The organism is Aquimarina macrocephali, from assembly GCF_051627225.1.
GTDB lineage: Bacteria > Bacteroidota > Bacteroidia > Flavobacteriales > Flavobacteriaceae > Aquimarina > Aquimarina macrocephali.
In genome coordinates, this window is sequence record NZ_CP151795.1 from 4,605,879 (window position 1) to 4,624,411 (window position 18,533).

Consider the following 18,533-nt stretch of genomic DNA (forward strand, 5'->3'; position numbering starts at 1 on the left):
GTAAGAAAATAATACAAGATCGTTATTAAGAAGATGAAAATTATAATGTATTTATAAAATAAAAAAACCGCCTAAATATTTAGGCGGTCTTCTAATATATGTTTTGGTGTTTTTTAGAAATTAAAATCTAATCTAGCATAGTAATAAGATCCACCAAATCCCATTTGAACAGCATCCCAGTATCCACCAGCTTCTGTTTCTCCATCATTTTGTTGATCGGGATATTCATTAAAAATATTGTTTCCTCCGATAGTAAACTTTAGGTTATCGGTTAGCTTGTATCCTACATTTAGGTCTGCAGTAATTTTAGCACCGTATACATCTTCTGCATCTGTGAAATCGATAAGAACAATTTCACTAAAATGTGTTAAACCAACCCCGGCATTAAACTTATTTTTGCTGTAATTGGCATTAAAAGAAAATTTGCTTTCTGGAGCAGAAGCCAATAAAAAAGCTTTTTCTCTTTCTCCAAAGAAGGTAGCTTGGTCTAAACTTCCATTGTTTATATCCTCAATAGTCATATTATTAATGTTTCCGGCTAGTGTTGCTGATATATTACCAAAATCAAAGTTTCCTTTCCAGGATAGTATTAAATCTAGCCCAATAGTTTCTGTATCTACACCATTGGCAAAGAATTGTGCTTCTGCTACATTTGGTATTTGAGGAGCAGCAAATGTTCCTGTTAATACAATTCTATCTTTAACATTAATATAATATCCATCTACTGTAGCTGTAAAACCACCAAAAGTAGCTGTTGCTCCTAAGGCTCCGTTTAATGCTGTCTCTTCGTCGAGTTGTTGAATCCCAAAAGAAGCAGTTACAGGACTGTTATTAGCAGATAATAAGGTTTCTGTTGCGACTCCACCCTGGAAATCAGTAAATCTAAGGTTGTAGTATATCTGAGCCAGAGAAGGAGCTCTAAAACCTGTACTTACAGATCCACGAATATTAACACCTTCTGTAGCTTTAATTCTAAAAGCTAATTTACCATTAGTAGTACTTCCAAAATCACTATATTCTTCAAATCTTCCTGCAACGCCTAATAAAAAACTATCAGAAATATCTAATTCTGCATCTGCATATATAGAAAGGTTAGATCTTGAACGATCTACTTCGTTTGCAGGACTATATCCAGGGAATCCCTGTGACCCACCAGGTCTCAATTCTCCAGAAAGTGGATCTGTAGGCTGCGTTTGATTTCCTGGATCTGTAATAGGTAAACCATTAACATCATATGTTGCATAAGATCCTTCCTCGCCAGCAAAAATTTCGAAATTTTCAATTCTGTATTCTGTACCAAAAGCGATGTTTAATCCTTTAAGAATGTTTGGATAATATTTAGAAAGGTCAAGACTGGTTGTGTTTTGACTTAGGCTATGTCCACCAGCATCAAAATCGGTTGGTGAAGAGCCCTGTAACGAGGCATTTAAAGTTCCTTTTATGAAATAATGAAAATTATTTTTACCCCAGGTATTATTAATATCAATTTTCCAACCGCCTTCAGTTTCGGTTCTAACACCAGCAGAAACAGAGTTATCGATAATATTTGATGTTATCCTTGGTGTAAAACCGTTTGAATAAATAGAGGGTACAACACGTTCTCCATCATTACGAGTAAATGCAAAAGCATCGGTATCACGATAATTTCTTCCTCCAAAAGCATATATTTCAGTTTTTTTGGAAATAGGAATTGCGGCATTAGCAAAGAAATTAAAACCATCTATAGCAGCCTCTCCAAAACCTCTCCTGAAATCAAAACCGGGACGTAGTGTTTTGTTTTTACTAATATATTCTGTAGTAAAGTTTGCATAACCATCTTCTCCTATTTCTACTCCATAGTTAGCGGTTATTTTTACTGATCCTCCATCAAGACTTTTATCATCAGCGATGATGTTTCCATCATTTTCGGTATCGAGGCGATTTCCGTCGGTATTAGGAGTTCCCGCAGGAAAATCTCCTTTTGCATTTGCATTATAAGCACCATAACTGATACTTCCTGTTAATTTATTTACATTATCTTTTAGAACAATGTTAATAACACCGGCAATAGCATCAGACCCATACTGTGCAGCAGCACCATCTCTTAAAACTTCAATTCTTTTTATAGCAGATGCAGGAATAGCGTTGAGATCTGTTCCAGAGTTCCCTCTTCCACGAGTTCCAAAAACATTAATCAAAGAAGAAGAATGCCTTCTTTTCCCGTTTATTAAAACCAAAGTTTGATCAGGTCCAAGACCACGTAAAGTTGCTGGGTCGATATGATCTGCACCATCTGATCCAGATTGTTTATTAGCATTAAAAGAAGGAGCAGCATACTGCAAGAGTTCATTAATTTCTATTTTACCACTTTTGGTAATAACATCTTGCATATCGATAATGTCAATTGCTACAGGAGTATCGGTTGCAGTTCTTTTTGGGCTTCTTGACCCCACTACAATAATAGTACTTAATGCTTCTCCTTCGAGAAGGGTGACATCAATTTTTTCTTGTGTTCCTACTTCTATTTCTTGTGCTTCAAAACCGATATAGCTATACACAAGAATAGCATTTGCATCTATGGCAATTGAGTAGTTACCTTGACTGTCTGTTGTTGTACCTTTTGCAGATCCTTTTTCTATAATATTTACATAAGGTAATGGAGATCCTGAAGAGTCAGTAACTGTTCCTGTTACTACTTGTTGACTAAAACACCAACTGGTGAATAAGCAAAATAAAATGAGTGTGATTTTTTTCATAAAAAATGTTTATTAAGGTGATTGTGTCCTTAAATATATTTAAAAGGTTGGTATTTAGCATAAACTGTCAGGTGTTTTTTAATTAGATCCTTGATTTTATTGATGATTTCAGTTAAAAAGAGGAAGTGTCAAATGCCTATAAAGTCAAAAAACATAGTCGTTATTCATAAATTAAGGGTGTAAAGATTTACTTTAATATCTTTACACCCTTAATTCTCGAAATTTTGAGTTACTATCATTAGTTATGCACACGGAGAATTCCATGGTAATGCACACAAGGGAGCGCTCCATTCACCACCACAGGCAAGACAATCTTGTTCATTTCTAGGCCATCCAGAACCCTTAATAACCTGAAGTTGTTTTCTGTTAAGTTTCTGAACTCCTTTAAAACTTAAAATAGTTTGTAACATGATTTTTGGTTTTAAGATTTATACTATGATTTTGAATAATTACTTAAATTTAGGTTTTTCAAATAAAGTGGAGTCTATTATTCATCATAAATTATTTGTAAATAGAGATTTACACAGAAAAAATTTATGTGATACATGTCATAAAAAAGCCGAGTCCTGTAGAACTCGGCTTTAACTATTAATTAGTATTAGTAAATATTTAGTTTGCTTGATATTTATAGACAATTGTAGTTACCTTGTCTATTTTAGAATCATACATTTCTAGAATAAAATTTTCATCTGTATCAAAACGCCCAAGACAATTATCATTACCTCCTGAGTTTACAATATAGTACCCGTTCTTTAGTGGCCTTACTTTAGCAACTTTATCTCCGGATTTATTTAAAAAAGTTACTATAAAACCTTTCTCATCAGCAATTTTAGTGTAACCCACCATATCTGAAGTAGTTTCAAATTGTTGTACTACTACTTCATCATCTTCATAAATAGCAGATTGATTCTCGTTTTCACCATCAGAACTAAGCTTTATTTTACCTTTTTTGGTAATAACTTCCTGTTTTTTAATAACTTTTTCTTCACCATTAGGCCCTTTGATACGAATCGTTTTGGTCACTGTTTCTTGTGAAGAATTTTGTTTGTCTTTTTTTTCGTCAGATTGCCCGTGGTTAACAGCAGTACAAAACATAAATAATGCTGTAATTAGAGTCTTTAAAGTTTTCATTTGTGTGTTTGTTAGGTATAAATTTACAAAAAAACAGAAATATGCTAAAATCTAAGTACCAGCATCAAGAGAATAAATGTTTAGACAGGTAATTTTTGCTGTAAACTATTTATTAAATAATCTTATGAATCTGTACTTGTTTACTATATATGAATAGCATTATCTTTGCACTCTTAAAAATTGGGAGTGAACTATAGAAAATATCCCAACCATTATTAATATACGTACCATGAAAGCAGGAATCGTAGGGTTACCAAATGTTGGAAAATCAACATTGTTTAATTGTTTATCTAATGCAAAAGCACAGAGTGCTAATTTTCCTTTTTGTACCATAGAACCAAATATTGGTGTGGTGAATGTACCAGACCATAGGTTGGAGAAGCTAGAGGAATTAGTAGTGCCCGAACGGGTAATCCCCGCAACGGTGGAAATTGTGGATATTGCAGGTTTAGTAAAAGGAGCGAGTAAAGGAGAAGGATTAGGAAATCAGTTTTTAGGTAATATTAGAGAAACAGATGCTATAATACATGTATTGCGTTGTTTTGATAATGATAATATTGTTCATGTAGATGGATCGATAGACCCAATTAGAGATAAAGAAACGATTGATATCGAATTGCAGCTTAAAGATCTGGAGAGCATAGAAAAAAAACTGGATAAAGTAAAAAGAGCTGCAAAAACTGGTAATAAAGAGGCCCAGAAAGAAGAAGCTATTTTACTAAAACTTAAAGAAGGATTAGAAGCCGGGGTATCGGTTAGAGCAATTGATGTTTCTGAAGACGATCATACGGCATATGTGAAACCATCACAGTTTATAACAGATAAGCCTGTACTTTATGTTTGTAATGTTGATGAAGGGTCTGCAGTAGACGGAAACGAATATGTGAAAAAGGTAAAAGAAACTGTAGCTTCAGAAAAAGCAGAAGTAATAGTGTTAGCTGTTGGAACTGAAGCTGATATTACTGAATTGGATGATTATGAAGAGCGTCAATTATTTTTGCAGGATATGGGATTAGAAGAAGCAGGCGCATCGGTATTAATTCGCGCAGCATATAAGTTGTTAAACCAGCAAACTTATTTTACAGCTGGTGTTAAGGAAGTGAGAGCATGGACGGTTAATGTGGGGGCTACTGCACCACAAGCAGCAGGAGTAATTCATACCGATTTTGAGAAAGGTTTTATACGAGCAGAAGTTATCAAATATGATGATTTTGTAAAATATGGGAGTGAATCCAAAGCAAGAGAAGCAGGAAAGCTTGGAGTAGAAGGAAAGGCATATATCGTGAATGATGGAGATGTAATGCATTTCTTATTTAATGTGTAAAAAATACTTTATTTATTTATAAAACCTTTCTGGTATTCCCAGAAAGGTTTTTTGTTGGGTATCGTAATTAGAAAGTTTTTAGATTTTTCAAAAATAACAATACTGCTATTTTTGAAAGATGCAAAATAGTAAGTTATCCTCGTACGGAATTGCACTGGCAATTATTGGTATCGTTTTATTCTCTGCAAAAGCAGTATTAGTCAAATTAGCATATAAATTTGAGATAAGCTCAGAACATCTATTACTGTTTAGAATGTTGTTTTCTTTACCTATATACATTGTATTAGCCTTGTATAAAAAACCTGTAGAAAAAGATAAAATTAGAAGAATAGATTACTTGTGGATTTTGTTTTTTGGGTTTGTTGGGTATTATTTAGCAAGTTATTTTGATTTCCTTGGATTGAAATACATTAAAGCAGGGTTAGAACGAATAATTCTTTTTATTTATCCAACACTAGTCATTATTATTTCCCGGATTTTTTTGAAGAGTATAATTACAAAGCAACAACTATTAGCTATTTTACTAACATATATAGGAGTGATCGTTACGTTTTGGGGAGAACTTCAAATCGAAACTAGTCATATTGTTTTAGGAGGATCTTTGATTTTCTTGAGCGCATTAACTTATGCAATTTACCTCGTAGGGAGTGGGTGGTTAATTCCTAAGTTTGGAGTAGTAACTTTTACCTCATATGCTATGATAGTTTCATCTTTATGTATAATTATTCAATATTTGATTTTTGATAGACAAAATATAATGAACTATCCGTTAGAAGTATATCTTATTTGTATAATCATGGCAGTTTTTTCTACAATTATACCTTCTTATTTGGTATCTGCAGCTATTGCCAAACTTGGAGCATCTAATTTTTCGATTATAGCAAGTCTGGGCCCTGTATCTACTATCCTTTTGGCTTATTTTGTTTTAGGAGAAAATTTGTCAACAGTCCAGGTAATCGGAGCCGCAATAGTGATTTTCGGAGTATATGTAATCTCAAAGAAAAAATGAAACAAAGTAAAATCTATTCACCTATAAAAAGTTTCAATGTTATTTTTGAACGTTTTTTAATGTTTTTTCATTAATTTAACACTCTAATTAGTAGGTGCTTACTTACGTTGATGGGGATTACTTTCCAAAGAAAATATTGGAAACGTAAATTAGATTTGTAATATTTATGGGTAAAGGGGGTTTAAGAATAATAGTACTGTACTGTTTTGTATATATAGGTATTGTCGGTTACGGACAAATAAACTATAATACTGATGGCAACAAGGTGTCATCACTAGAGAAATCAGGTAAAGAAAAATCGAAATCATTAGAAGTTAAAAAGATAAACTTTGATGAAGATAGATATCAAAGAGATCCTGAATACAATGAGAAAGAAGCGTATTTGGCAGAAATAGCCAGAAAAGATACTATTATTAATGTGCTATTGGTTGGTCTTGTTCTACTGCTAATAGCTTTGTTTTTCTTTTATTGGAAATATAGAGTAAGAAAAAAAAGTAGTGATGTCTTAAAAGAAAAAAATGAACAGCTTATTGAGGCAAAGGCAGAAGCAGAAAAACTTACCAATACAAAGTCTCAATTTATTTCTACTGTAAGTCATGAATTAAGAACTCCTCTTTATGGAGTGGTAGGGATTACCACATTATTATTAGAAGAAAAAGATATTTTGCCAAAGCATAAAAAATTGCTTAATTCATTAAAGTTTTCTGGAGACTACCTTTTGGATTTAATAAATAAGGTATTGAAAATAAGCAAGATTGAGTCTAATAATGAAAAACTTACAAAGACTCCCACAAATCTACTTAAGCTTTCTCAGAACTTATTATATTCTTTTGAGTATCAGGCAAAAAACAAAAACAATGAACTTGTTTTAGAAATACCAAATGAATTACCCGATGTATTAGATGTTGATTCTCTTAAGATATCCGAAGTTCTAATTAATCTGATCGGAAATTCATCAAAGTTTACCGAAAATGGCAAGATATGGCTTAGAATAAAAATCCTCTCTTTAGAGAATGAAATGATTACAATTAGATATGAAGTAGAAGATAATGGTGTAGGAATCCCAGAGGATAAAAAAGAGTTTGTATTCGAGAAGTTTTCTCAGGTTGGTAGAGAGTTTAATAAATCTGAAGGAACGGGATTAGGTTTATCTATTGTTAAAAACCTTTTAGAAATGATGGATAGCGAAATTTATCTGGATAGTAAAGAAGGTAGGGGGACCAAGTTTCATTTCGATTTACAATTAGAAATCATAGATGAAAAAGAAGAGAAAGAAATAGATTTGAATAGTGGTAGTATGAATACTATTTATAGACGAATATTGGTCGCAGAGGACAACAAAATAAATCAAATCGTTACCAAAACCTTTTAAATATAATTGGATATGACTGTACTATTGTAGAGAATGGCTTTAATGCACTGCAAATGGTTAAAAAAGAGGATTTTGATCTTATTCTGATGGATCTAAATATGCCCTATCTTAATGGAACAGAAGCCACCAGACGTATACGAGAATTTAATCAGATCACACCTATTATTGCTCTTACAGCTTCTGAGTTAAGTGAAGTGCAAGAAGAATGTATGGAAATAGGAATGAATGATATTATTAATAAACCATTAAATAAGAATGATCTTAAAAATATTATAACAAAGCATTTGCTGCCATAAGATTATTCATGGTATAAAAAAGATAGATCTTTTGTACAAAAGATCTATCTTTTTTATACACTCCTAATTTGTTCCTTCTGTTTTAACTTTTTTTCTGTTTTTAACATATTTCTCTAACCACTGATCTTGTTCCCATAGCAAATGTAATATGGATTCTTTCGCTCTATACCCATGACTTTCTTTAGGTAACATAACTAACCTTGTTGTAGCACCCAAACCTTTTAATGCATTAAAATACCGTTCACTTTGAAGAGGATAAGTTCCTGAATTATTATCAGCTTCTCCATGGATTAATAAAAGAGGGGTTTTCATTTTCTCTGCATGCATAAAAGGAGACATCGTATAATATATTTCAGGGGCTTCCCAATAACTTCGTTCTTCACTTTGAAAACCAAAAGGAGTAAGTGTTCTATTATAGGCACCACTTCTGGCTATTCCTGCTGCATAAAGATTAGAATGTGATAGTAGATTTGCAGTCATAAAGGCCCCGTACGAATGCCCGCCGACAGCTACTCTATTTGGATCAACATATCCCAATGCATTTACAGCATCTATAGCAGCTTTTCCATTTGCGACTAATTGCTTCCTAAAAGAGTCATTTGGTTCTTCATCGCCTTCTCCTACAATAGGAAATGAAGCATCATCTAATACTACATATCCTCGGGTAACCCAATATAACATTGATCCCCAGAAAGGGTATGTAAATTCATTAGGGTTCGAAGTGGATTGTGAAGCACTAGTTTTATCCTTAAACTCAACAGGGTATGCCCATAGAATCATTGGCATTTTTTCTTTTTTTGATTTATCATAACCAATAGGAAGGTATAATGTCCCAGAAAGTTCTAATCCATCGTCTCTTTTATATTTAATTACTTCTTTATGAACACCCTGAATGCTAACAAAAGGATTTTTGAAAAAAGTAATTTGTTTTAAACTATTAGTTTTACTAATATTTCTTATGTAATAATTTGGATATTCAGTAGGAGATTCTATTCTTATTAAAAACTCTCCTTTTTTCATGTTAATCGCAGAATAAATGTTCTCTATTTTGTCTTTAAATTCAGATTGATAAATTCGAGTAGTTTTGTTAGATTTTAGATCGAATTTATCAATAAATGGAAATTGCCCATCTTTAGTATAACCATCTCCAATCAAATAGATAGTGTTACTTTGAACATTGATTACAGAGTATCCATATTCATTTTTAATACTTACAGGCTCTCCTGGGTCATTATATTTATCTTGATAATTTCTATTATGAATGATATTAGGTTTTTGATCGGGTTTAGATGGATCAAAAACGTAAGTTCTGGTGTTTCTAGTATTCCACCAATAATCATAAGCAATTGCTAGTTCACTGTTAGTCCACTCTATTCCTGCATAACGATCAATTGTTTTTAAAATAGATTGAGCAGGTTTGGTAAAAGGAGCACTAAGTTGAAATATTTCATCACGAAATTCTACTTTTACTTTTGGATCCCCTTTATCTAAAGCTTCTGCCCATACTATCGTAGCAGGACGATCTGCACGCCAAACCATTGATCTTTTACCTAACCGTGTAGACATAAACCCTTTTGGTAAAACTTCGTTAAGAGGCACTTTATTTATTGACTTAATAACCTCTCCAGTATTCTTATATAATTTTGTTTCCTGAGGAAAACGCCTATACGGAACCAGGTAAGAAAAAGGTTTTTGAACAGTAGTAGCCATAACATAATTACCATCTGGAGAAAAAGAAAAACCATTATACATAGCTGTAGGAGCCCAATTTGTTATGGTACCATCAAGAGTTATTTTTTTGATTTCAGAAATAGCTAATTGTTCAAAATTATATTCGTCATTAGGGTTTTTTAATAAATCCTGATATGTTCGGTTTTGAGCTTTTGTTCCTTCACTAACAGTTATTGTAGGACCTGTAGGAACAGCTTCTTGGGTGTCAATTAGTGTTTTTCTATCAGATGGGATGAATTTTACTAATAAAGCCGAATTATCCCTGTACCATCTAAATGGTATTCCCATATTTGCATTTAGATTATCTTCTGTAATTTTACTTGCTTTTCCTTCAGAAATATCCAAGACCCATAATTCTACACCTTTTGATGTCGTATTTGTAAATGCAGCTTTACTTTGATCGGGAGACCATTTAAAATTAGCTATCCTCATATTTTCTGACAACCCAATAATTTGACTAGCATCCTTATCATCTGTTTTTTTTAACTTGATTTTATTAAAATAATTCGCTCTACTAGAAATGTTAGTTTTTGGATTAATTCGTAACCCAGCCAATCGCATTTCTTTTTCAGATAACTCTTCGATGGTTTTATAACTATCTCTATAAAGAAAGATTAGATTTTCTCCTTTTTTATCAACACGAACAGAAGGAGCAGGAGATACGTCCACAAGGTCTAAAATTTCTTTAGGAGGCTTCTGGTAATCGACACTTTCTTGGGCATTGCTAATACATACTATAAAGAATAGTAATAGAATTGACTTTATGGATTTCATAATTGAAAAAGTTAGATTAATGTGTTTGTAATATAATGTGATTAATAACTTATTGTATTTACTAATGTTCTTAAAATAAGAATTGTTACAAGTTTCTAAATAATTAACAAGAAATTTAGATTTTATTATTTCTTTAACAAGATACAATTAGTCTGTCTATAAAATCACTTACTTTATCAATCACAATTTCCGAATTCTCTTTGTGTGGCGTATGCCCAATATCTGGTATTAGTAAAGCTTTTGAGTACCCCGATGTGTTTTTTACAATAGAGTTTACTTGATCCAGTGTTCCATATTCATCTTTTTCACCCTGAATTATTAGTGAAGGACATTCAATCTTAGATAAATATTCTTCAATATTCCAGGATTGATAAGTTTCAGAAAGCCATGTCTCTGCCCACAATCTAAAAACCGCATCCGTCTTATCTCCGTGGTATTTATATAATTTCTCTTTAAGAGAAGTATTTTGGTATGCAAGGACTGCTGCTTTAATACCATTAATGGTTTCTTGTTCTACAAATACATGGGCCCCTTCGGTAATAATACCAATAACTTTTTCTGGAAACAAAGCTGCAGTTAATAAAGCAATACTTCCGCCATCACTATGGCCAAATAGGATAACGTTTTTTAACTCTAGATTTTGTATTATTTTTGCTAGAATATATGCTTCTTCTTTTAAGTAATTATTGTTTCTTTTCGAAGCAATAAAAGGAGCAGATTTACCATACCCTTGACGATCATAAGAAATAATATTGCACCCCGTTTTTAATGCTATTTTTTTGGGGAAATCTTTCCATAATTCAACACACCCTAAAGAATCATGTAAGAAAATAACGGTTGCCTTTTCTGGTACTAGTAACTCAGGGCTTTTAGAGAATTGTAATCGCTGTTTATCAATTATTAAATCCAAAATAGTGGTTTTGTTATAAAAAGTGCTAAAAATAAGCTAAAGTCTATGCAAATTGTATAATTTGCGCCATTAAAGTTGAAACACTAGACATTTTTTTAAGTCTAGCTATAGTAAATAGTTAATCCAATACAATGAAAAAAACATTAGCCAAGATTTCCATTGGTGTATTATTAATTGGTTGTGGAACCAGTAACCTTACAAATGATATAGCAACAAATGTACCTATAGCAACAGCTATAGATTTAACTCAGGTAAAAGACGATAAAGTTCCGGTTACCATAAATCCAGGACGCTTTATTCAGGATACCGTAAAATATCGTATTCCCAAAGTGGTTCAAGGTACTTATGCAGTAAGTGATTTCGGGAAATTTGTAGATGATTTTAAGGCTTTTGATTATCAGGGAAATGAAATTAAAACAGAAAAAAAGGACACCAATACATGGTTGATTCCGAATGCCAAGCAGCTTGATAGAATTAGTTATCTGGTAAATGACACCTATGATATAGAGAACACAGACATCGGTACGCCTTTCTCTCCTTCTGGAACTAATATAGAACCAAAAAATTATGTATTGAACCTTCATGGATTTATTGGATATTTTGACGTACTGAAGAATAACCAGTATGCATTAGAGGTAAAAGCTCCATCTGAAATGAAGAGAACTTCTGCGTTACAAAAAGTAGGATCAGAAGTTAGTGATGATAAGGTAGTTACTGTAGATAAATATTTGGCAACACGGTATTTTGAAATTACAGACAATCCAATGATGTATGGAGATCTTGATGTCGAAGAATTTATGGTAGGAGATATCAAAATTGTGTTAAGTATATATTCACCAAATAAAGTACATACCGCAGCTAAGATAAAAGAAACGGTGTTTAAAATGATGAAAGGACAAAAGGCATATCTTGGAGATATCAATAGTACTCCTCGTTATGATATATATTTATATTTAGCACCTAGTACTGAAAATGCCCCTGCGGGATTTGGAGCACTAGAGCATCATACGTCTACCGTAGTAGTATTACCAGAACAAATGCCAGAAGAAGCATTGGCATCTGCAATGATTGATGTCGTTTCTCATGAGTTTTTCCATATTGTAACCCCTCTTAGTGTTCATTCTGAAGATGTACATTACTTTGATTATGATAAGCCCACTTTTTCAAAGCATTTATGGATGTATGAAGGAGTAACCGAATATTTCGCGACTTTATTTCAGGTTAATCAGGGACTAGTAGAAGAGCAGGAGTTTTATGATAAAATCATGGGTAAAATTCAGAGTGCAAGTGGATTTGATGATACAATGAGTTTTACGGTAATGAGTGAAAATATATTGGATCAACCTTATGCAGCTAACTATGTTAATGTATATGAAAAAGGAGCACTAATTGGCATGTGTATTGATATTCTAATGCGTGAAGAAAGTAATGGGAATCGAGGAATCCTATCTTTGATGAAAGAATTATCTCTTAAATATGGTAAAAACAAACCTTTTAACGATGATAAAATTATAGAAGAGATTACGGCAATGACTTATCCAGCTATTGGTGAATTTTTGAAAACTCATGTTGTAGGAAAAACTCCTATTAACTATGAAGAATTCTTTAAAAAAGTTGGATTATCTGTAGAATCAGAAAGAGTAGAAACAAATTATATCCAAAATTCTGGAGTTTTAATTGTAGCTGGAAATCAGGAAAAAGGAACTATATTTTTTACAGATTTAGTTTCTGATAATAGCTTCTGGGCAGAAAATGGAGCGAAACCAAACGATGATATTGTAGAAGTGAATGGTACTAAATTGACATTGCAGAATGCTAATAATATACTAGGTGCAACTTTTCAATGGCAAGAAGGAGATGATGTTGAAGTTAAACTTAATAGAGCAGGAGAGGAAGTTGTTATTAAAACTAAAGTAACTAAATCTTTTACCAAAGGGAAAAAACTTAAAGTAATTGATAATTCTACAAAGGAGCAATCAGAGCTTAGAAAAACTTGGTTAAAAGGATAGGGTTTACAAAACAAAACTAAAAAAGGCCCTTGTACAAGGGCCTTTTTTAGTTTTAAATAATATCTTCTTCATAAGGAATCGTATTCAAGACATATTGTATTGCTTTAATCCGTGCTTCAGTTTTGCGATCGGCTTCAATAATAACCCAGGGAGAAAGCTCGGTATTTGTTTTTTCAAACATTTTAACCTTATACTTTGTATATTCATCCCAGAGTGCTTGAGCCTTTTCATCTACAGGGGTCATTTTCCATTTTTTTAAAGGACTTGATTTGATATCTTTAAAACGAGTAGCTTGTTCTTCTTTGGTGATTGAAAAATAAAATTTAATAAGATAAGTATCCGATTCTAGTATCATTCTTTCAAAATCATTTACCTGTCCCATAAATGTAGTATACTGGTTTTCTGTACAAAACCCATTAACAGGTTCCACAACCGCCCGATTATACCAACTACGATCAAAAAGAACCATTTCCCCCGGTGTAGGCAGTTGATTAACATAACGTTGAAAATACCATTGTCCTTCTTCTTCACTTGTAGGTTTTGGCAATGCTACAATGCGAAAATGCCTAGGGTTTATATGAGAAGTAATACGGCGTATTGCTCCGCCTTTTCCTGCGGCATCACGACCTTCAAAAATGATTACTATTTTCTTCTCATTTTTTATGGTCCAGTTTTGTAACTTGATAAGTTCGGCCTGGAGTTCTTTTAATTGTATCTCATATTTAACCATCCTCAATACCTTTTCAACATCAGTCTTTTTATCCATAAACAGATATTTTAAACCAATAGGAGAGTTTAGAATTTCCAGATCTTCTTTAGAAAGATTAATATTTTTTGTTTTTTGAGTTGCCGTCATAAATCAAATATCTATTTGTTCAATATATCTATAGTATCTTAGGATCACATTAGGATCAGGAAGTAATGTGGTTTTTGCTTTCGATTTACCCGTATAGTCAAATCTTGATAATACATACCTCATACTTTCTAAACGAGCAGTTTTCTTACTATTGGTTTTTACAATAACCCAGGGGCTAAATGTAGTATGAGTTTTTGAGAACATTTGTTCCTTGTATTTAGTGTATTTGTTCCATAGCTGCTGCCCTTTCATGTCTACGGGACTAAATTTCCATATTTTTAGAGGATTCTGTAGTCTTGCATCAAAGCGTTTTTTTTGCTCTTCTTTTGATATAGAGAACCAAAATTTGATTACTATAACTCCATCTTCATATAGCATATGTTCAAATTCTGGAACCTGAACCATAAAATTTTTATATTGCTTATTGGTACAAAACCCCATAACAGGTTCTACAACGGCACGGTTATACCAGCTACGATCAAAAAAAACAATTTCTCCTGGATTAGGTAATTCTTTAATGTATCTTCTAAAATACCATTGCCCTTTTTCGACCTCGGTAGGTTTTGATAATGCAACAATACGCATAGAACGAGGATTAAGGTGCTCTGTAAATCGCTTTATAGACCCTCCTTTTCCTGCAGCATCTCTCCCTTCAAAAATTATTGCAACACGTAACTTCTTTTTTGCTATCCATTGCTGAAGATTTACCAGTTCTCCTTGTAGAAAACGAAGCTCTTCTTCATATCGAAGTTTCTGTAATATTTTTTTAATGTCGATGTTTTTTTGATCAGCAATATTGATCAAATGTTTCCGTTTTTTGACTTGATTTAGTTCTTCAAGTGTAAACATAAAATTTGTAATTTGTTATTCTAAATAAGTAGACATTAAAGGTAAAAAGAAAATGAATTTTATGGATCTTTAACGGCAATTTTTTTGCATAAAATAACCAGAAGAATACATTTAGATTATTTTTTTTCTATACTTTCCAGAAGAACCTTTCCTTGGCTTTTGATTTTGAGCCTATTTTTTTATAAAATGTAATGGCATCGATATTAAAATCTGGAGTTTGCCATTGAATAATACTACAATTTTGTGATACAGCATATTCTCTTACAATAGCCATTATTTTTACGCCAATTCCTTTTCCTCGTGTTTCTTCTTTAAGATACAAACAATCAAGATAGATATAAAAATCAGCATCCCAGGTCGAGAATTGTTTCATAAAAGTTGCATAACCCAAAAGCTCATTATTTTGCTCTACAACAACACATTTTAGAACACTCTCTGATCCTAAAATATAGTGTAAAAGTGATGTTACTTTCTCTTTAGAATTAAACTTTGCTTTTTCATATATTGCGTGAGCTTCACATAGTAAAACAATTTGTTTAATATCTTGTTCTTTTGCAAATCTAATAGTCATGATTTTATTTTTAACAGGCACATTGAATTAAGGAACCTTCAGTAGGTTTGGTTCCCTGGGTAGCATATCCATCAAATTTCCACCATTCAATGCCACCCATTAATTCTTTTACTTTGAATCCAAGCCTGGTCATATATAATGCTCCCTTGGTCGAAGCATTACAACCGATACCATCACAATAACAAATATAAGTTTTTGTTTTGTCAAGATGGGCTGTGTTTTCTACTGTCATCTCTTGATGAGGTAAGTTAATAGCAGTCGGGATATGTTCCTTTTCATACCCAAAAGATTTTCTTGCATCAACTACTACAATGTTTTCTTCTTTTTCAAGAGCATCAAATAAGTCAGATGGATCCATTTCATAAGCTAATTTGTTTTCGTAAAATTTAATTTGATTTTCCATAATTCTTCGTTTTTATTTTGTCAAATGTAACATCAATTTAGAGCCTGTTTCTAATAGATTAGATGAATGATTTGATGTTGTAACTGAAATATTTTCATATTCGTTACAATAGTATTATTGTAGCTTTGCAGGTATGGATGTTAAGTATTTTAGATTAATAAAAACTATTACTGAAGAAGGTAATATCGCTAACTCATCAGAACGATTATTTTTAACTCAATCGGCATTAAGTCATCAATTAAAAGAATTAGAAGGAAGGTTAGGCTTTAAAGTATTTCATAGAACAAGAAATAAATGGAAACTAACTGAAGAAGGTTTGGAACTATATAAGATGGCTAATGAAGTACTGGAAACTATAGAGCAAGGATTTAATAGTATTCAACAAATAAAAAATGGATCCAAAGGAAGTATTAAAGTAAGTACAGAGTGTTATTCTTTTTATCAGGGATTACCTGGGTTCATTCAAAAAATGGGAATGCTATACCCTCAAATTGATGTTGATCTTATTCTTGAAGCCACGCATCAACCGATTTCAAAACTATTATCAAATGAGATTGATATCGCCTTGGTTACTTCAGAACCAGCAAATGATCAATTGTCTAGTATTGCATTGTTTGAGGATGAAACCTATGCTATTATGCACAAAGAGCATAGATATAGCGAAGTAGAATATTTAAGTGCCGATAATTTTGAGGATATTCATTTGATTATTCATTCTTTTCCATTAGAAACAGTATCAGTTTATGAGCAATTCTTAAAACCCAATAAAATAACACCTATAAAAATTTCTGCTATCCCCCTTACCGAAGTTTCTTTAGAAATGGTGAACGCAAATATGGGAGTTATATGTATGCCGAAATGGGCAATAAAATCACTAAAAATACCTAAAGATTTGATTTTTAAAAGCATTGGAAAGTATGGTGTGAAAAGAACTCATTATCTGGTTATTAGAAAAGAAGACATTAATAAAAAATATATTAACGATTTTGTTTCAAGCTTTGAAGAGAGTTTTTTGAGTATATGATTTCAGAAAAATACAATCTAAAACACACTTAAGGTGAGATGCTAAACCCTAAATGTGTTTTAAATGAGATATGATTTCCAGGCTTAGGAATCACTGTTTTTTGCTAACAATTCTTTATACTATAGGAATGGGTTAGCCCATTTTTCATTAGTATAAACATCATTTCCTGAGAGTGTTAATAAAAACTCTTTCAAATCATTTATTTCTTGAGCTGTCATTTGTAGATTTTGTAGATTCCCTCCAGGCTTTAATCTTCGATCTAGCTGAGGGTTGTCTGATGTATTAGGAATATCATTATAATGATCAATAACCTGATCTAAGTCAACAGCAAAGTGCATTAAAGGACCATTAAGTTCTCCTTCGGGATTAAAAATATCACGTAGAGAGGGAGCTCTGGTAACGGTAAAATCAGTATCTGTTATGACTGTTGCAATACGATGAATAAAGCCGTTATTTAAACTTTGCGGATCAATATCAAATTCTGGTGGTCTATGACATGCAGCACAACCAACTCCACCAGAAGTCCTATTTCCGCCAGCATCAAAGTTTGGGCGATCTAAAAACAACTGTTTTCCATTGTTTTCATTTTGCGAAAAATTGGTAAATGGTGCCCTGTCATTTGGAGAAGAAACTCTTCCTGTATCATATCTAGAATCAAAAGATTGAATACTTCTAATGAATTGAGCTAGTGCTAACTGTATTTTATTTTCTGTAATTTCTGATTCACCATAAACCCAATTAAATAATTCTGGATAATAATCAGTTTCATTTAGTTTATTTAATAAACCATCAAAATTTAAATCTCCATTAGTACCGCTAAATCCCATTTCTGCATGATCCTGGATTGGCATTGTTGTTTGTTCTTCTAATGAAGAAGCTCTTTCGTCCCAGAAGAAATTTGTTTCATCTGCAAACCTAGAATTAATTAGCCGCATAGAATGCCTGGCGGTGGTTCCATTTACACCTTGACTTACCAATGCATTATCACTAAAAGCAGTGGATTGAATGTGACAGCTAGAGCATGAAATAGTGTTGTTAGAAGATAAATTTTTATCATAAAATAAGATTCTACCTAAAGTAGCTCCTTCATTAGTGATTTCATTACCATTTGTATTATCTTTTGTAATATAGGCAGGAGGTATTGTTACATAATTGGATAAATTGTCGAAATCAATATTAAAATACGAAGAGAAATCAAAAGAAGAAGTTACCGGGTTTGTATCTGTAGTGGTTTCAGTATTAATATCGATTTCCTGATTGGATATATCATCATTAGAACAAGCATAAGTAGTTAATAAAATTGATAGTAGCAGGATTTTTTTCATAGTATCGAGATCTTTAGTTGTACGTACTATGACCACATTTTATAGAAATGGTTTAATCTGTGCACAAATTTTTTGAATTATTTTAAAATAATGATCTTTTGATTTCCGTTTTTTATTTAAAAACGGTCTAATTAGATGGATCAAATGGCTGCATACCAAATAATCAACAAAATTCACTATCGATTTGTTAATTACTTTGTAGAAAGGCTATTTT

At 32.3% G+C, this 18,533-nt stretch carries 16 protein-coding genes; 6 read left to right on the top strand and 10 right to left on the bottom strand.

Translation table 11 applies throughout. The annotated features are described in order from the left end of the window. Positions 1-113: 113 nt before the first annotated feature. The 3 genes from AAFU52_RS20455 to AAFU52_RS20465 all read right to left on the bottom strand — a co-directional run bounded on the left by AAFU52_RS20455 (position 114) and on the right by AAFU52_RS20465 (position 3,866). Positions 114-2,735, bottom strand: a complete 2,622-nt coding sequence (locus tag AAFU52_RS20455) for a TonB-dependent receptor (RefSeq protein WP_438423388.1) — start codon at positions 2,733-2,735, stop codon at positions 114-116. A 242-nt stretch (positions 2,736-2,977) separates the two neighbouring features. After that, positions 2,978-3,145, bottom strand: a complete 168-nt coding sequence (locus AAFU52_RS20460; RefSeq protein ID WP_438423389.1) for a hypothetical protein — start codon at positions 3,143-3,145, stop codon at positions 2,978-2,980. A gap of 199 nt (positions 3,146-3,344) precedes the next feature. After that, the gene (locus AAFU52_RS20465; RefSeq protein WP_438423390.1) at positions 3,345-3,866 is read right to left on the bottom strand and encodes a hypothetical protein; all 522 of its coding nucleotides are present in this window, start codon (positions 3,864-3,866) and stop codon (positions 3,345-3,347) included. Positions 3,867-4,095: 229 nt separating this feature from the next. On the opposite strand from AAFU52_RS20465, the gene ychF reads away from it, so the two are divergent. From ychF to AAFU52_RS20485, 4 genes are all read left to right on the top strand, one after another. Further along, positions 4,096-5,190: a redox-regulated ATPase YchF gene (gene ychF / locus AAFU52_RS20470; RefSeq protein ID WP_438423391.1), complete on the top strand. Its 1,095-nt coding sequence runs from the start codon at positions 4,096-4,098 to the stop codon at positions 5,188-5,190. A 118-nt stretch (positions 5,191-5,308) separates the two neighbouring features. Beyond that, the gene (locus AAFU52_RS20475; protein ID WP_106793757.1) at positions 5,309-6,199 is read left to right on the top strand and encodes a DMT family transporter; all 891 of its coding nucleotides are present in this window, start codon (positions 5,309-5,311) and stop codon (positions 6,197-6,199) included. A 166-nt stretch (positions 6,200-6,365) separates the two neighbouring features. Further along, on the top strand, positions 6,366-7,571 hold the full coding sequence (locus AAFU52_RS20480) for a sensor histidine kinase (protein ID WP_438423392.1): 1,206 nt from the start codon (positions 6,366-6,368) through the stop codon (positions 7,569-7,571). A gap of 23 nt (positions 7,572-7,594) precedes the next feature. Continuing rightward, positions 7,595-7,867: a response regulator gene (locus AAFU52_RS20485; RefSeq protein ID WP_438426649.1), complete on the top strand. Its 273-nt coding sequence runs from the start codon at positions 7,595-7,597 to the stop codon at positions 7,865-7,867. 63 nt (positions 7,868-7,930) lie between these two features. Here the strand turns inward: AAFU52_RS20485 and AAFU52_RS20490 are convergent, their stop codons facing one another. Both AAFU52_RS20490 and AAFU52_RS20495 read right to left on the bottom strand, forming a co-directional pair. Beyond that, positions 7,931-10,372: a prolyl oligopeptidase family serine peptidase gene (locus AAFU52_RS20490; RefSeq protein ID WP_438423393.1), complete on the bottom strand. Its 2,442-nt coding sequence runs from the start codon at positions 10,370-10,372 to the stop codon at positions 7,931-7,933. 133 nt (positions 10,373-10,505) lie between these two features. Continuing rightward, a complete protein-coding gene (locus tag AAFU52_RS20495) occupies positions 10,506-11,282 on the bottom strand; it encodes an alpha/beta fold hydrolase (RefSeq protein ID WP_438423394.1) in 777 nt (258 codons plus the stop codon). Between the two features lie 131 nt (positions 11,283-11,413). Here AAFU52_RS20495 and AAFU52_RS20500 point away from each other — a divergent pair, with 131 nt between their 5' ends. After that, positions 11,414-13,291 (top strand): M61 family metallopeptidase, encoded by a 1,878-nt coding sequence (locus AAFU52_RS20500; RefSeq protein ID WP_438423395.1) that lies wholly within the window; start codon positions 11,414-11,416, stop codon positions 13,289-13,291. A gap of 52 nt (positions 13,292-13,343) precedes the next feature. On the opposite strand, the gene ppk2 (AAFU52_RS20505) is transcribed toward AAFU52_RS20500, so the two are convergent. The 4 genes from ppk2 (AAFU52_RS20505) to AAFU52_RS20520 all read right to left on the bottom strand — a co-directional run bounded on the left by ppk2 (AAFU52_RS20505) (position 13,344) and on the right by AAFU52_RS20520 (position 15,970). Beyond that, a complete protein-coding gene (ppk2, locus tag AAFU52_RS20505; RefSeq protein WP_035090760.1) occupies positions 13,344-14,147 on the bottom strand; it encodes a polyphosphate kinase 2 in 804 nt (267 codons plus the stop codon). Positions 14,148-14,150: 3 nt separating this feature from the next. Further along, a complete protein-coding gene (gene ppk2 / locus AAFU52_RS20510; protein ID WP_024769228.1) occupies positions 14,151-14,996 on the bottom strand; it encodes a polyphosphate kinase 2 in 846 nt (281 codons plus the stop codon). 127 nt (positions 14,997-15,123) lie between these two features. Beyond that, positions 15,124-15,567, bottom strand: a complete 444-nt coding sequence (locus AAFU52_RS20515; protein ID WP_438423396.1) for a GNAT family N-acetyltransferase — start codon at positions 15,565-15,567, stop codon at positions 15,124-15,126. Between the two features lie 10 nt (positions 15,568-15,577). After that, positions 15,578-15,970: a rhodanese-like domain-containing protein gene (locus tag AAFU52_RS20520; protein ID WP_035090762.1), complete on the bottom strand. Its 393-nt coding sequence runs from the start codon at positions 15,968-15,970 to the stop codon at positions 15,578-15,580. A 133-nt stretch (positions 15,971-16,103) separates the two neighbouring features. Between AAFU52_RS20520 and AAFU52_RS20525 the strand changes: the two genes are divergently transcribed. After that, positions 16,104-16,994, top strand: a complete 891-nt coding sequence (locus AAFU52_RS20525) for a LysR family transcriptional regulator (RefSeq protein ID WP_024769231.1) — start codon at positions 16,104-16,106, stop codon at positions 16,992-16,994. A gap of 119 nt (positions 16,995-17,113) precedes the next feature. Here the strand turns inward: AAFU52_RS20525 and AAFU52_RS20530 are convergent, their stop codons facing one another. Continuing rightward, entirely contained in the window at positions 17,114-18,319 is a 1,206-nt protein-coding gene (locus AAFU52_RS20530) for a cytochrome-c peroxidase (RefSeq protein WP_024769232.1), read from the bottom strand. Between the last annotated feature and the right edge of the window lie 214 nt (positions 18,320-18,533).